The 14,722-nt window shown below is 44.3% G+C and carries 14 protein-coding genes; 13 read left to right on the top strand and 1 reads right to left on the bottom strand.

From position 1 onward, the window contains the following. A partial coding sequence (tsaA, locus tag AB5150_RS07185; RefSeq protein ID WP_368291578.1) for a tRNA (N6-threonylcarbamoyladenosine(37)-N6)-methyltransferase TrmO occupies positions 1-479 on the bottom strand: 479 nt, incomplete at its 3' end. A gap of 367 nt (positions 480-846) precedes the next feature. Between tsaA and AB5150_RS07190 the strand changes: the two genes are divergently transcribed. The 13 genes from AB5150_RS07190 to ybaK all read left to right on the top strand — a co-directional run bounded on the left by AB5150_RS07190 (position 847) and on the right by ybaK (position 14,590). Beyond that, on the top strand, positions 847-1,740 hold the full coding sequence (locus AB5150_RS07190) for a substrate-binding domain-containing protein (protein ID WP_015533775.1): 894 nt from the start codon (positions 847-849) through the stop codon (positions 1,738-1,740). 7 nt (positions 1,741-1,747) lie between these two features. Next, complete coding sequence (pstC, locus tag AB5150_RS07195; protein WP_015533776.1) at positions 1,748-2,599, top strand: phosphate ABC transporter permease subunit PstC; 852 nt, start codon at positions 1,748-1,750, stop codon at positions 2,597-2,599. Next, positions 2,600-3,604, top strand: coding sequence for a phosphate ABC transporter permease PstA (pstA, locus tag AB5150_RS07200; protein WP_192934977.1), 1,005 nt, complete (start codon positions 2,600-2,602; stop codon positions 3,602-3,604). 16 nt (positions 3,605-3,620) lie between these two features. Further along, positions 3,621-4,379 carry a phosphate ABC transporter ATP-binding protein PstB gene (gene pstB, locus AB5150_RS07205; RefSeq protein WP_055223138.1) on the top strand — a complete coding sequence of 253 codons (759 nt, stop codon included), beginning with the start codon at positions 3,621-3,623 and terminating at the stop codon, positions 4,377-4,379. A 10-nt stretch (positions 4,380-4,389) separates the two neighbouring features. Beyond that, the gene (gene phoU, locus AB5150_RS07210; RefSeq protein ID WP_022216632.1) at positions 4,390-5,034 is read left to right on the top strand and encodes a phosphate signaling complex protein PhoU; all 645 of its coding nucleotides are present in this window, start codon (positions 4,390-4,392) and stop codon (positions 5,032-5,034) included. 33 nt (positions 5,035-5,067) lie between these two features. Further along, a complete protein-coding gene (locus tag AB5150_RS07215; RefSeq protein WP_022216633.1) occupies positions 5,068-5,328 on the top strand; it encodes a hypothetical protein in 261 nt (86 codons plus the stop codon). Between the two features lie 227 nt (positions 5,329-5,555). After that, entirely contained in the window at positions 5,556-7,328 is a 1,773-nt protein-coding gene (locus AB5150_RS07220) for a Na/Pi cotransporter family protein (protein WP_055146525.1), read from the top strand. A gap of 93 nt (positions 7,329-7,421) precedes the next feature. After that, positions 7,422-8,096: a response regulator transcription factor gene (locus tag AB5150_RS07225; protein WP_022216635.1), complete on the top strand. Its 675-nt coding sequence runs from the start codon at positions 7,422-7,424 to the stop codon at positions 8,094-8,096. Positions 8,097-8,099: 3 nt separating this feature from the next. After that, entirely contained in the window at positions 8,100-9,464 is a 1,365-nt protein-coding gene (locus tag AB5150_RS07230) for an ATP-binding protein (protein WP_368291580.1), read from the top strand. Between the two features lie 355 nt (positions 9,465-9,819). Beyond that, positions 9,820-11,778, top strand: a complete 1,959-nt coding sequence (locus tag AB5150_RS07235) for a BMP family ABC transporter substrate-binding protein (protein ID WP_368291582.1) — start codon at positions 9,820-9,822, stop codon at positions 11,776-11,778. Positions 11,779-11,827: 49 nt separating this feature from the next. Then, on the top strand, positions 11,828-12,424 hold the full coding sequence (locus AB5150_RS07240) for a metallophosphoesterase (protein ID WP_055223143.1): 597 nt from the start codon (positions 11,828-11,830) through the stop codon (positions 12,422-12,424). Between the two features lie 186 nt (positions 12,425-12,610). After that, complete coding sequence (locus tag AB5150_RS07245) at positions 12,611-13,969, top strand: citrate/2-methylcitrate synthase (RefSeq protein ID WP_055146513.1); 1,359 nt, start codon at positions 12,611-12,613, stop codon at positions 13,967-13,969. 123 nt (positions 13,970-14,092) lie between these two features. Beyond that, positions 14,093-14,590: a Cys-tRNA(Pro) deacylase gene (gene ybaK, locus AB5150_RS07250; protein WP_118017398.1), complete on the top strand. Its 498-nt coding sequence runs from the start codon at positions 14,093-14,095 to the stop codon at positions 14,588-14,590. Positions 14,591-14,722 lie beyond the last annotated feature (132 nt).

A 14,722-nucleotide genomic window follows, 5' to 3' on the forward strand; every position in this document is an offset into this window, starting at 1 on the left:
TCAAGGGAGTCTGTCCAGCCCCCGGTCGCATCCGGATGGCTGTCGGTGTATGGTAGATAAGGCTTGATATCGTACACCGGTGTTCCGTCCAGTATATCGGCTCCTGACACCACAAGTCCGTGTACACAGCCGTTTTCTTCATTATATATAATGTCCAGAAGCTTCACCGATGATAGTCCGATGTTGTTCGGTCTGAATGGCGATCTGGTGGCAAAAACCCCCATCCGCTGGTTACCGCCCAGCTTTGGGGGTTTTACTGTTGCGGTAAAACCGTTCTTGTGAGCCCTGGAGAAGTCCCACAGCAGCCATATGTGGGAGAATCCGTCAAGTCCTCTGAACGCCTCTGCCTGATTGTACGGTGGAAGTATCTCTATAAAAGCGGCGGCGCGGCCTGTCAGACCGCTCTGCCTTGGAATCCCGAACTTCTCTTTGTAGTCGCATCTCACATATCCTATTACTTCTAAACTGGTATTTGTCATGTATATTTATCCCACTTTCTGGTTGCAATTTATAAGTCATGGCAGATTATTTGCTGTACATTCAGCATGCATTGATTAACGCCGACTTTACATTCAATTTACATTGCGTTGGTTATGTATTTTACTTATGCCATTTATTATAGTTCAAAGAAAAGAACGAAAGGCGCGCGAGTTCTTTTCCGGGACATAAGCAAAGAATGATATGTCCCAATAATACAATATTTGCAAAGACCGGTTCAAGAGATAACCGGCACATGTAATAAGTTTTCGTAGAAAACTTGTTATGCAGCATCAGCCATACCATAAAGTGATTTTGCATGGCTGATGTTCCAAGAAAGAATATGGACAAAGTAAGGAGAAAAAGAAAATGGTTAAATTAAAGAAAGTATTAGCAGTTACACTTGGAGCAGCACTTATGGTAGGAAGTCTTGCAGGCTGTGGAAATAATTCATCAAAGAGCGCAGATGGCGGATTCGATGCAGCACAGGATATATCAGTAGTATCAAGAGAGGAAGGCTCAGGAACGAGAGGAGCATTCGTAGAGCTCACAGGAGTTGAGGAGAAGGATGCAGATGGCAATAAGGTCGACAACACAACAACAAATGCCATCACATGCAACAGCACAGAGGTCGTACTCACAACAGTAGCAGGAGATGATTATGCAATCGGTTACATATCTCTCGGAGCACTCAACGATACAGTAAAGGCACTCAAGATCGGTGGAGTTGAGGCAAGTGAGGAGAACATCAACAATGGTTCATACACACTTTCAAGACCTTTCAACATCGTTACAAAGGATGGCATCAGCGATGTTGCACAGGATTTCATCAACTACATCATGAGCGAGGATGGACAGAAGATCATCTCAGCAAATAAGTACATCGAGGTTGCAAACAGCGGAGCATTTACTTCAACAAATCCAAAGGGCAAGATTGTTGTTGCAGGATCATCTTCAGTAACACCTGTTATGGAAAAACTTATCGAGGCATACAAGGCAATCAACACAAACGCTGACATCGAGCTTCAGGAGAGCGATTCAACAACAGGTATCACATCAACATCAGATGGAACATGCGACATAGGTATGGCATCACGTGAACTCAAGGATACAGAGACAGCACTTGGTCTCAAGGCAACAGTAATAGCAATGGACGGAATTGCAGTTATAGTAAATAACAACAACCCTGCTGAGGACTACACAGTAGATCAGGTCAAGGACATATTCACAGGTTCAGCAGCAAAGTGGGAGGACGTAAAGTAATCAGCTTATGCATAAACTTAAAGAAACAATTATGCATGTAGTATTCCTGATAGCGGCACTGGTATCCATCGCAGCAGTAGCACTCATATGTGTGTTCCTGTTTGTGAATGGAATACCGGCCATTAAAGAGATAGGCTTCGGGGATTTCACCCTTGGTGAGGTCTGGAAGCCTACAAATGGGTACTACGGCATTCTTCCTTTCATATTAGGAAGTATATATGTGACAGCCGGAGCACTGATAATTGGAGTTCCGATAGGACTTCTGACAGCGATATATCTGGCAAAGTTTTGTCCCGACAGATTATATAAAGTTATAAAGCCATTTATCAATCTGATGGCCGGAATACCTTCGGTAGTATATGGATTCTTTGGAATGTGTGTGCTTGTACCGATGGTGAGAAGCATATTTGGAGTAAATGGAAATACGATGCTCACGGCATCAGTACTTCTTGGAATGATGATACTTCCAACTATCATCAGTGTATCAGAGACCTCAATAAGAGCGGTACCTGACAAATATTATCAGGGAGCCCTGGCACTTGGAGCAACACATGAGCGAAGCGTGTTCAAGACTGTTGTCCCTGCAGCAAAGTCAGGAGTTATGGCAGCGATTATCCTTGGTGTTGGCCGTGCAGTTGGAGAGACTATGGCGGTCATCATGGTTGCTGGAAATCAGGTCCATATGCCTGACGGAATACTGAGAGGTGTCAGAACACTCACCACAAATATAGTAATGGAGATGGGATATGCGACGGACCTGCACAGACAGGCTCTGATAGCGACGGGCGTTGTACTGTTCGTATTCATACTCATTATCAACCTCCTGTTCTCCATCATAAAGAGAAAGACGGTGGCATAGATGACAGAGAGAGTAGAAGGAATAAAGACAGTTGTCGCATGTGGCGATGACAGAACAAAAAATACAATAATCAGCACGAAAAAGACGGCACCTGAGGACGATCCTTCATCCATAGTTGATGTGAACAGCATAGAGGCAATAAACAAGAGCACATGGTCTGAGAAATGGGCTGAGTACAGAAAGAGACCGGGATCATTCATAATGTTTATCTTTGTACATCTGGCGACACTCATAACTGTGCTCTCCATAGGATTTCTGTTGGTGTATGTACTGGTAAAGGGAATCCCAAATCTTAATGCGGACATATTCAGCTGGGAATATACATCGGACAACTGTTCGCTGGTACCGGCACTTATAAATACGGTTTACATGACGCTGCTGTCCCTCCTGATAGCAGGTCCGATAGGAATATTTGCAGCGATATATCTTGTAGAATATGCAAAGACTGGCAATAAGCTGGTGGGGGTAGTGAGGATCACAGCGGAGACGCTTACAGGAATACCTTCGATCGTATACGGACTATTTGGAATGCTGTTTTTCACAAATGCGTGTGGACTTAGATTATCACTCATATCAGGTGCGTTAACCCTGGCGATAATGGTTCTTCCGGTCATAATGAGAACCACAGAGGAGGCACTTATGGCAGTGCCTAAGTCTTATAGAGAAGGAAGTTTTGGACTGGGAGCCGGAAAGCTCAGAACAGTATTCAAAGTAGTGCTTCCAAGTGCCGTTCCTGGAATACTGTCAGGAATCATACTTGCGACAGGACGTATCGTGGGCGAAACGGCAGCACTCATATACACAGCAGGATCGGTTGCAAAGATGGCGACAAAGCTTACCGATTCAACAAGAACTCTGGCGGTTCATATGTACCTTCTGTCAAAAGAAGGACTTCACACGGATCAGGGTTATGCAACAGCGGTAGTGCTTCTTGTACTTGTAGTGCTTATCAACTTTGCGTCCGACAAGATTGCAGGCAGGGTTGCAGCAGATAAAGCAAATTAAGAATGGAGAAAAATAGATGAATAATAACGTTAAGTTCAGCGTTAAAAATCTTAACCTCTATTATGGAAAGTTCCATGCCCTTAAGGGTATTGATATGGATATTCCGTCAAATGAGGTTACAGCATTTATTGGACCATCAGGTTGTGGTAAGTCAACATTCCTTAAGTCGCTCAACAGAATGAATGATTTGGTAGAGGGATGCAAGATAACAGGTGATGTGAGGCTTGATGGAGAGGATATATACAGCGGAATGGATATTAACCTTTTGAGAAAAAGAGTTGGAATGGTGTTCCAGCAGCCGAATCCTTTTCCGATGAGTGTCTATGACAATATAGCATATGGTCCTAGAACACACGGCATAAGAAATCATGCAAAGCTTGATGAGATAGTTGAGAGATCTCTCAGACAGGCAGCTATATGGGATGAGCTTAAGGACAGACTGAAGAAGTCAGCACTTGGCCTTTCAGGAGGACAGCAGCAGAGGCTCTGTATAGCCAGAGCACTGGCAGTGGAGCCTGAGGTACTTCTCATGGATGAGCCTACATCGGCCCTTGATCCTATATCGACATCCAAGATAGAGGACCTGGTACTTGAACTGAAGGACAATTACACCATTATCATGGTTACGCATAACATGCAGCAGGCAACCAGAGTTGCGGACAACACAGCGTTCTTCCTTCTCGGAGAGGTCGTTGAGTACGCAGAGACAGAAAAGATGTTCAGCAAGCCGGCTGACAAGCGTACAGAGGATTACATCACCGGTAGATTTGGTTAGGAGGGACACGATGAGAGACAAATATGAGATGCAGCTTAGAAAGCTTCACGCAGAGATGATAGAGATGGGAACTATGATTGAGCAGGCGATCGAGACAGCGATCAAGGCTCTCGTGGCCCAGGACACAGAGCTCGCAAAGAAGGCGATCGAGGCGGATGACGCCATCGACCATCAGGAGAGAGAGATTGAGAATCTGTGCCTCAAGCTGTTCCTTACCCAGCAGCCGGTTGCCGGGGATATGAGAAATATATCCGCAGCACTCAAGATGATAACGGATATGGAGAGGATCGGAGATCACGCCTCAGATATATCAGAACTCACACTGTGCATGGCTGGCACACCATATATAAAGAAGCTTGAGCACATACAGCAGATGGCAAAAGAGACGATCGTCATGCTGGTATCAAGCATAGAGGCATATGTCAACGCAGATGAGAAAAAGGCAAAGAGTGTAATAGAGCATGACGATGTCGTCGATGATCTTTTTGACAAGGTCAAGAATGAACTCATCACAATGATACATGAGAATTCGGATGATGGAGAGCAGGCTTGTGACCTTCTTATGGTTGCCAAGTATCTTGAGAGGATTGGCGATCACGCAACGAATATATCAGAGTGGGTACTCTTCTCGATAACAGGAGAACATATAGACTGATGATTGAGTCATGGACGAAAAGAGGTGATTTCTATGAAGTGGGTATGTACGAAGATAAATGAACTGTCACACATAACAGGTATAGGCAATATGAAACTTTTCATAACAGTCAGCATGGTGGTGTGCGGACTTGCGGGATGTGCTGCAGCATTGCTGCTCCACATGATCCCTGTGCTGGGAGATGTATCATTAGCAAAGCTGATGTTCATATGTGGCGGCTATGGCATGTTCCTGGTAGGAATGCTTGGAAGTGCGGTGTATCTGCTCATAAATGAGCCTCTGGGAAGCAAATAAACAGATGAAAACAGAAAAAAGGTCTATGTGATACCACAAAACTGTGCCAAATATTTTGCAGGATTTTACATAGATTTTAAATTTACACAGATTTTACATACACATATCTCACATTTTACATATCCCTTTTACAATAGACTCTGATAAAACAGACGCTGTAAAAGGGATATTGTGTATACAAGTCCTTATACAGAAGTAATTGGAAATGTAATAAGGAGACAAAAAATATGGATATTTTCAATGTGTTATCCCTTCTGGGCGGACTTGCAATGTTCCTGTATGGAATGAACGTGATGGGAGATGGCCTTGCCAAGACGGCTGGCGGTAAGCTGGAGAAGATACTGGAAAAACTCACATCCACACCTATAAAGGGTGTTCTGCTGGGCGCCGCGGTGACAGGAGTGATCCAGTCATCATCGGCGACCACAGTTATGGTGGTTGGACTTGTAAACTCAGGCATCATGAAGCTGAGACAGGCAGTGGGTATCATCATGGGTGCAAATATAGGAACAACAGTAACATCATGGATACTCAGCCTTACAGGAATACAGAGTGACAATATATTTATTAATATGTTGAAACCCTCATCCTTTTCACCTATACTCGCAGTAATAGGAATAATATTCCTCATGTTCACCAAGTCTGAGAAGAAGCACGATATAGGTGGAATCCTTCTTGGATTTACAGTGCTCATGTTTGGTATGGAGATGATGAGCGGTGCGGTTGCTCCGCTTAAGGATGTACCGGAATTTACGAATATACTCACCATGTTCTCCAATCCATTCCTTGGAATGCTTGTGGGAATGTTGATAACAGCTATCATACAGAGTTCTTCGGCGTCTGTAGGTATACTCCAGGCGCTGTGTGCAACCGGGGCTGTGTCATTTGGGACGGCGATCCCAATCATCATGGGTCAGAACATAGGAACCTGTGTAACGGCACTGATATCATGTATAGGAACCAAGAAGAATGCCAAGAGAGCTGCGTTTGTGCATCTGTACTTCAACATCATAGGAACAGTCGTGTTCATGGTGGTGTTCTACACGGTCAATTCATTTGTACACTTCCAGTTCCTGAATGATTCAGCGAATGCAGCTGGTATAGCTGTTGTACACAGTGTGTTCAACGTTGCAGCGACACTTCTTCTGCTTCCGTTCTCAGGCGGACTTGAGAAGCTTGCAACGCTCACTGTCAGAGATAAGGATGAGGTGGAGAAAAATACTCCTGCAGAGCTGGAGATGCTCAAGCGTCTGGATGCCAGATTCCTTGAGAAACCAGCATTTGCTGTTGGACACTGTATAGAGGTCGTAAAATACATGGCTCAGCTTTCAAAGAACAGTGTTGATATGGCACTGTCACTGGTTGATAATTATGATGAAGCGGTCAGGGATAAGGTTGAGGATCTTGAGGGCATCATAGATACCTATGAGGATGAGGTCGGTTCTTATATGGTAAAGCTCAGCAGCAAGGAGCTCTCCCATGAGGATAGCCAGAAGGTATCGATCGGACTTCATGTCATAGGTGATCTTGAGAGAATGTCGGATCACGCCATAACCATAGCGGATATATGCAGGAAGATGAATGAGGCGGGCGCGTCCTTCTCAGAAAAGGCAAAGTCAGAGCTGGGTGTATACAAGGATGCAGTTCAGAACATAGTCAGCATGACTGTGGAGGCTTACGACAAAGAAGACCTTCAGGAGGCATCCCATGTGGAGCCGCTTGAGGAAGCCATCAATGAGCTCAACAGCGCGGTTAAGAAGCAGCATATCAAGAGACTTCAGAAGGGGAAATGTACCATTGAGCTCGGAATATCACTGGAGAATCTTATCAACAACTATGAGAGAGTTGCAGATCACTGTTCCAACGTGGCGGTGGCAATGCTTCAGTTAAAATCAGATAACTTTGATACACATGAATATCTGGATAACATGAAGAAGGATTCCAACATAGATTTCCAGAGCATGTACACATATTACAGAGAGATGTACAAGCTGAAGTGATATCTGGCACGTATAAATAAAAAAATAATGATAAAAATAAAATTGCAATACGCATGTAAATGAAAGTGGTATTACACAGGGAAAGGAGACAAAATGGCAGTACATATTTATATTGTAGAAGACGATAAGAATATAAGAGAGATAGAGATGTTTGCTCTGAAAAACAGCGGATATGCGGTGGAGGAGTTTGAGAATGCGAAATCCTTCTTCTCAAGGTCTGCGGAGAAGGTCCCTGATCTGGTACTCCTGGATATCATGCTCCCAGACATGGATGGTCTTGAAATTGTGAAGAAGCTCAGGAGCAGACCTGATACTGTCAGAGTTCCGATTATCCTTGTGACAGCCAAGACTACAGAGCTTGACAAGGTCAAGGGCTTGGATATAGGAGCGGATGATTACCTCACCAAGCCATTTGGCGTGATGGAGCTCATATCCAGAGTCAAGGCGCTGCTCAGAAGAAGCAGGGCGCTGCAGGATGACAAGCAGATGGTACTCGGGGATATAACCCTTGATTCAGAGAGACGCGAGGTGCATGTGGGCGGTGAGTTGTGTGAGCTTACCTTCAAGGAGTTTGAACTCTTAAAGCTTCTCATGGTTAATGCAGGAATAGTCCTTCACAGAGACACGATCATGTCGGATGTGTGGGGAACGGATTACGAGGGCGAATCCAGAACCCTTGATATGCATATCAAGACTTTGAGACAGAAGCTTGGCGAAGCAGGTAATATGATAAAGACGGTTAGAAATGTAGGGTATAAGATGGAGTAGCATATGGGTAAGAGAGACGATAAAAGACTGAAAAAGGTTATCAATCTGGAGTTTATTATCTTTTCACTGGTGGCCATAGCGGTGACCATGGTCCTGTCGACGTTTATATTCTATGAGGTGTACAAGGCGGAGATCATAAGGGATCTGAAGGGGTATGCTGAGGTGCTTAAGAATACCGGAGATTTCGATGCGGATGACCCCGGTGTGTATGCAAGCGTGGATACCAATGACCTCAGATTGACGCTTATAGCGCCCGACGGCAGTGTTCTGTATGACAATCAGGCCGATGAGATTTCCATGCAGAACCATCTTGACAGACCAGAGATAGCAGAGGCATTTGAAAATGGTGATGGACAGGTTATAAGAAAGTCGGAAACCCTCAATAAGAGCACATATTACTATGCGATACTGCTCAAGGCTGGAAGGGTGCTGAGAATAGCGAGGGAGACCAACAATGTAATCAGTATGTTCCTTGCGGCTGTGCCGGTCATGCTGGTGGTGATGGCGATCCTGGTCTGTGTCACCATCATAGTGACACACTATCTGACCAGAAACATATTGAAACCAATAGAGCAGATGGCAAACAGTCTGGACGACGATACCCACATAGTTGCGTACAAGGAGATGCGGCCATTTATAGATATGATACAGAAGCAGCATGCGGATATAGTGAAGAGCTCACAGATGAGACAGGAGTTCACGGCAAATGTATCACATGAGCTCAAGACGCCGCTCACATCCATATCGGGGTATTCGGAGCTTATCGAGACAGGTATGGCCACCGAGGCGGATGTACATCATTTTGCAACTGAGATCCACAAGAACTCCAACAGACTTCTCACCCTCATCAATGACATAATCAGACTGTCAGAGCTGGATGTATCTGAGGATGCGCCACTGATGGAGAAGATCGATCTGGCGGTCATAGCCAGAACAGCCACGGATATGCTGGCGATAAACGCAGAGAAGAACAGTGTGACACTCAGCTATGATGGCAGTCACGGATATATATATGCGAACAAGATGATGATGGAGGAGCTTGTGTATAACCTCACAGACAACGCCATCAGATATAACAATAAGAATGGAAGTGTGGATGTATCTGTAAAGGCAGAGGATGGCAAGGTTATACTCAGGGTGAAGGATACGGGAATAGGAATCCCGAAGGAGCATCAGGAGAGGATATTTGAACGATTCTACAGAGTGGACAAGAGCAGATCGAAGTCCACAGGTGGCACAGGACTTGGCCTGGCCATAGTAAAGCATATAGTTGCCCGCAACAATGCACAGCTTGATATGGACAGTGAACCAGGTAAGGGAACTGACATAAAGGTTACATTTGACGCATATAGGGAAGATGAACAATGATGCAGTCGAAATCAATGAATTTTGATGGGGAATGCTGTAAAAGAACAGAATAGATGCTACAATAAAAAGGAGCCTGGTGGAAGTGTATTAGCCAGACTCCTTAAGTATATTGGTATTCACACACACCGACATTAAGTTCGAAAATATGTGAAATCTTCTGAATTTAATAATATAATACAGCATGTTACGAAAAAAATCAAGTGGTAATTATGCATAACATACAATGCGGTTTATACATAATTCACAAAACATGCAGTTGAAAGGCAGATAATTTTGGCGGATCGGAAGGAAACAAATTCTTGATTATTGAATTTTATAGTATTACTATATGGTCTTGAATAAGGAGAGTGATAGTATGTCAGCAAACGAATATTTAAGGGCTCAGAAGCTTGGTGAGAAGAGATATCAGGCAGCCGTAGCAAAAAATGAATATCCATATCTTCCGGTTTTGGATGAAATAATATCACCATCCGACACTGTGGGTGAGGTGAATCTTGGTCTCCAGACCATATCGCTTGACCGCGTGGTTGGAACCGCTACCGCTGCAAGGACGACGGCGTTTGCTAGTAATTTTATGCCTATATTGGATTATCATACTGAATTTGGAATGAAATGGACCGCATTGTGTGAGTCCCACATAGAGGAAGGTATACATGACCCGATAAAGGTATATGAGTATATGAACAAATTCTATGTAGTAGAAGGAAATAAGAGAGTGAGTGTGCTCAAATACTTTGGTGCGGACTCAGTTCCTGCCATGGTTACAAGAAAGATACCTAGAAGGACCGACTCACTTGAGAATAAGATATATTTTGAATTTATAGATTTCCACAAGCAGACGGGGATCAACTATGTATATTTCTCACAGCTCGGTGGATATGATAAGCTCAGGGAGTTCATAGGGATCACTAAGGATGCGGTTTTCACAGAGGATGAGAGACTGGATTTCAACTCGGCACATCTCGCATTTGAGAAGGCTTATCTTGCTAAGAAGGGCAATGAGGAGCTTACTATAACAGTGGACGATGCCATGCTTGTATTCCTCAATGTGTATGGCTATGAAGCTCTTAAGAACATGACTACATCCCAGGTGAAGGACAGTGTTGACAAGGTATGGAATGAGATAGTCCTCACAAATGAGAAGAAGGATAAGACGGTTCTTCCAAAGCTCGATCCTGTGGAGCCTAAGAAGTCCATACTCGACAGGGTTATAAAGCCATCAGGCCCTTCGAACCTGAAGGTGGCATTTGTGTATGATAAGTCGCCAGCCAACTCGGTCTGGACATACAGCCATGAACTGGGTAGAATGGACATGGAGAATAAACTCGGAGATTCTGTCGACAGCAGAACCTTCTGTAATGTGGATACACCTGCCAAGCTGACAGAGTGCCTTGGAAGACTTGTGGATGAGAAGTATGATGTGATATTTACGACAGGGCCTGAGATGCTTCCTGAGGCTCTTAAGACTGCAGTGCTCCACCCGGAGATAAAGATACTTAACTGTTCCCTCAGCCTTGCGAACAGCCATGTGCGTACCTATTATGCAAGAATGTACGAGGTGAAGTTCCTCACCGGTATGATAGCGGGAAGCCTGTGTGCTGACGGACAGATAGGATATGTAGCTGATTATCCGATATTCGGAACAACAGCGAACATCAATGCATTTGCCATCGGAGCAAGGATGGTCAACCCTAGGGCAAAGATATATCTGCAGTGGACGAAGGTTAAGAATGCTGATCCACAGAAGTTCTTCGAGAGAAATGGAATAACATATATATCCGATAGAGACATGATCATGCCGGATGATGCGTCACGAAACTTCGGACTTTATCACTATGATCAGAATGGAGAGGTCGTCAACCTTGCCATGCCTTTCTACAACTGGGGTGCATTCTATGAGAGGATCCTTAAATCCATACTGGAGGGCAACTGGAAGCAGGAGGAGAAGAACGAGACCAGCAATGCGATAAGCTACTGGTGGGGTATGTCAGCGGGAATAGTTGACGTCATATGCTCAAAGCACCTTCCGGCCGGAACACAGAAGCTCATATCGGTTATGACAAACCTCATAAGAGAGGGCGCTATCACACCGTTCAGCGGAAAGCTTACATCCCAGAACGGAATAGTGAGAAATGAAGATGACGGAGCGATGCTCCATGAAGATATACTCAAGATGGATTGGCTTGCTGAGAATGTAGTGGGCATGCTCCCTACAGAGGACGATCTTGTCGATGAGGCAAAGACGGTAGTTGCACTTCAGGGTATAGACACACCGGAGAGTCTGGAGCTCAAGTCGGTTCCGGAAGTGAAATAAGATAAATCTCCTACGGAGAAGGTATACTGTAGTACAGGGGAATAGATACGTGAAGATTTTGTTGTTGGCGGATGAAGAATCCAAGTATTTGTGGGATTATTTTGATAAGAGTAAGGTCGAGGGAATAGACCTGATAATATCCTGTGGCGATTTATCGCCACAGTATTTGTCGTTCCTTGCGACATTCAGTCATGCGCCCGTTCTCTATGTCCATGGCAATCACGACGTGTGCTACAAGGATACACCGCCGGGGGGCTGCGAGTGCATAGACGACAAGCTTTATGTGTATAAGGGTGTCAGAATTCTGGGACTTGGCGGTTCGATGGAATACAAGTTTGGTGGTGCGGATCATCAGTATTCCGAGCGTGCGATGGCCAGAAGAGTACGGAAACTCAGGTTTAAGATCATGAGGAACAAGGGCTTTGACATACTTGTTGCCCATTCGCCTGCATACAGGATAAATGATTCCGAGGATCTCCCACATACAGGTTTTAAGTGTTTCAGAACGCTTATGGAGGAGTATAGACCTAAGTATTTTGTCCATGGCCATGTGCATATAAATTATGGAAGAGATTTTGTCCGCGAATCAAAATACGAGGACACGACGATCATAAATGCCTATGAGAGATATATTATTGAAATTTAGGCAGAAATATTTTGAAATTAAATAATTTCGGCGAAAAGACAGGAATAAATCAAATTTATTGCTGTCTTTCTTGCGAAAATGGAGTTTTTTTGATAAACTGTGGTGAGTTGATATAGTTTATTGATAAAATCCGGAGAAGCTCCGGGATGATGAACAGGGATTGGATAAAGGAAGGAGACATGAGGTTTGGAAAGAAACAGCGAGGAATATAACAGAATACTGGATGAGCTTACAGGTTATTGTACAGAATCTGGCAAGATAGACCAGAACCTCTATGTCAATTATGATGTCAAGAGAGGCCTCAGAGATTCCACAGGAAAAGGTGTACTCACGGGACTCACAGAGATATCTGATGTCATAGGATATGATGTAATAGATGGAGAGAGAGTGCCGACTGATGGCCGTCTGTATTATCAGGGGTACAATGTTGAGGATCTCGAGAGAGGTTTTCACGGAAGTAAATTCGGATTTGAGGAGACTATGTATCTTCTGTTGTTTGGAAAGCTTCCAAATGAGCAGCAGTTTAAGAGATTTGTTGAGATGATGGAGTGCTACAGGGAGCTTCCTAGAAAGTTTACAAGAGATGTTATCCTCAAAGCACCAAGCAAGAATATGATGAACGTTCTGCAGAGATGTGTTCTCACACTCTATTCATATGATGATAATCCGGATGATATAAGCATAGAGAATGTTCTCAGACAGTGTATGGAATTGATAGCACAGTTCCCTGTGATTGCCGCATATGGTTATCAGGGCTACAAGCACTATTTCCACGACATGAGTCTTGTAATACACAATCCGAAGCCGGGGCTTTCCACTGCGGAGAATTTCCTGAGGCTTATCAGATCGGATAAGAAATATACAGAGCTTGAGGCGCAGGTGCTTGACATATGTCTGGTTATACACGCTGAGCATGGTGGTGGTAATAACTCCACATTTACAACTCATGTAGTATCGTCGACAGGAACAGACACATATTCTGCAGTTGCAAGTTCACTTGGATCGCTGAAGGGACCTAAGCATGGTGGTGCGAACCTCAAGGTTCAGCAGATGTTTGATGACCTCAAGAGCAATGTCAAGAACTGGGATGATGAGGCTGCACTGGAGAAATATCTCACAGGACTTCTTGACAAGAAGGGCTTTGACCATTCAGGCCTTATATATGGAATGGGTCATGCGGTATACACCAACTCAGATCCTAGAGCTAGGATACTCAAGGGATATGCAGAGAGACTTGCCCAGGAGAAGGGCAGGACAAAGGAATTTGAGCTGTACAAGAAGGTTGAGGAGATATCAGGAAGACTGCTTGCGGCCAGAAGACGCAGCGGCAAGCCTATATCGGCAAATGTAGACTTCTACAGTGGATTTGTATATACGATGCTCGGTATCCCTATCGAGCTGTTTACTCCTATATTTGCCATCGCACGTATTGCAGGATGGTCAGCGCATAGAATAGAGGAGCTTGTCAATGCCGGCAAGATCATCAGACCTGCATACAAGTATGTGGGAACACACAGAGAGTATCTGCCGATGGAAGACAGATAAAGTTATGTACGGCAGATTAAGATAAAGCCGGAGAATACAATAGACATGCATACAGCGCTTCAATCTTCAATAGACAAGGTTGGGGCGCTTAGTGCATTTGATGACAAGGAGATGACCTGGAACATGAAAGATAAGAATAAGAACGCAAAGACTGAGGAAAAGACAAATGTCATGCGCATACTTGACAGCAAGAAGATAAAGTACAACCATTATTGTTATGTGGAGACGGGCGAGACGAATGGAGAGAAGGTTGCTGCCATACTTGGACAGGATCCTGCGTATGTGTATAAGACCCTGGTGACCGTTGCGAAGTCCGGCGCAAATTACGTGTTTGTAATTCCTGTCAAGGAGGAACTTGATCTCAAGAAGGCTGCGAAGGCTGTGGGAGAGAAGTCGATAGATATGCTCAAGGCAAAGGAACTCCTCCCTCTTACCGGATATATACATGGCGGCTGCTCACCTATCGGTATGAAGAAGTTTTTCAGGACCACGATAGATGCAAGTGCTGAAAATCTTGATAAGATGTATGTGAGTGCGGGTAAGGTTGGGTATCAGATAGAGATAGCCCCTGCGGATCTGGAGAAGGTCATACGTCTGGAGTATGTGGATGTGACGGTGTAAAGGACTAAATTACGTGACAAAAAAGCTGAAATTAAGAAGCTGAAAAATTAAAAAAGCAGGAATATGAGCCCCTATAACGAAGTTTGCTGGGTTTCATATTCCTGCTTTTAGTTTATCTGCAAAACGTATCTG

It is taken from the genome of Coprococcus sp. RTP21281st1_F1_RTP21281_210402 (assembly GCF_040915325.1).
In the GTDB taxonomy this organism is placed as follows: domain Bacteria; phylum Bacillota; class Clostridia; order Lachnospirales; family Lachnospiraceae; genus Coprococcus; species Coprococcus aceti.

Coding starts and splice junctions, on each gene's coding strand:
- AB5150_RS07190 (WP_015533775.1), top strand. CDS start 847: ATGGTTAAATTAAAGAAAGTATTAGCAGTTACACTTGGAGCAGCACTT.
- pstC (WP_015533776.1), top strand. CDS start 1,748: ATGCATAAACTTAAAGAAACAATTATGCATGTAGTATTCCTGATAGCG.
- pstA (WP_192934977.1), top strand. CDS start 2,600: ATGACAGAGAGAGTAGAAGGAATAAAGACAGTTGTCGCATGTGGCGAT.
- pstB (WP_055223138.1), top strand. CDS start 3,621: ATGAATAATAACGTTAAGTTCAGCGTTAAAAATCTTAACCTCTATTAT.
- phoU (WP_022216632.1), top strand. CDS start 4,390: ATGAGAGACAAATATGAGATGCAGCTTAGAAAGCTTCACGCAGAGATG.
- AB5150_RS07215 (WP_022216633.1), top strand. CDS start 5,068: ATGAAGTGGGTATGTACGAAGATAAATGAACTGTCACACATAACAGGT.
- AB5150_RS07220 (WP_055146525.1), top strand. CDS start 5,556: ATGGATATTTTCAATGTGTTATCCCTTCTGGGCGGACTTGCAATGTTC.
- AB5150_RS07225 (WP_022216635.1), top strand. CDS start 7,422: ATGGCAGTACATATTTATATTGTAGAAGACGATAAGAATATAAGAGAG.
- AB5150_RS07230 (WP_368291580.1), top strand. CDS start 8,100: ATGGGTAAGAGAGACGATAAAAGACTGAAAAAGGTTATCAATCTGGAG.
- AB5150_RS07235 (WP_368291582.1), top strand. CDS start 9,820: ATGTCAGCAAACGAATATTTAAGGGCTCAGAAGCTTGGTGAGAAGAGA.
- ybaK (WP_118017398.1), top strand. CDS start 14,093: ATGAAAGATAAGAATAAGAACGCAAAGACTGAGGAAAAGACAAATGTC.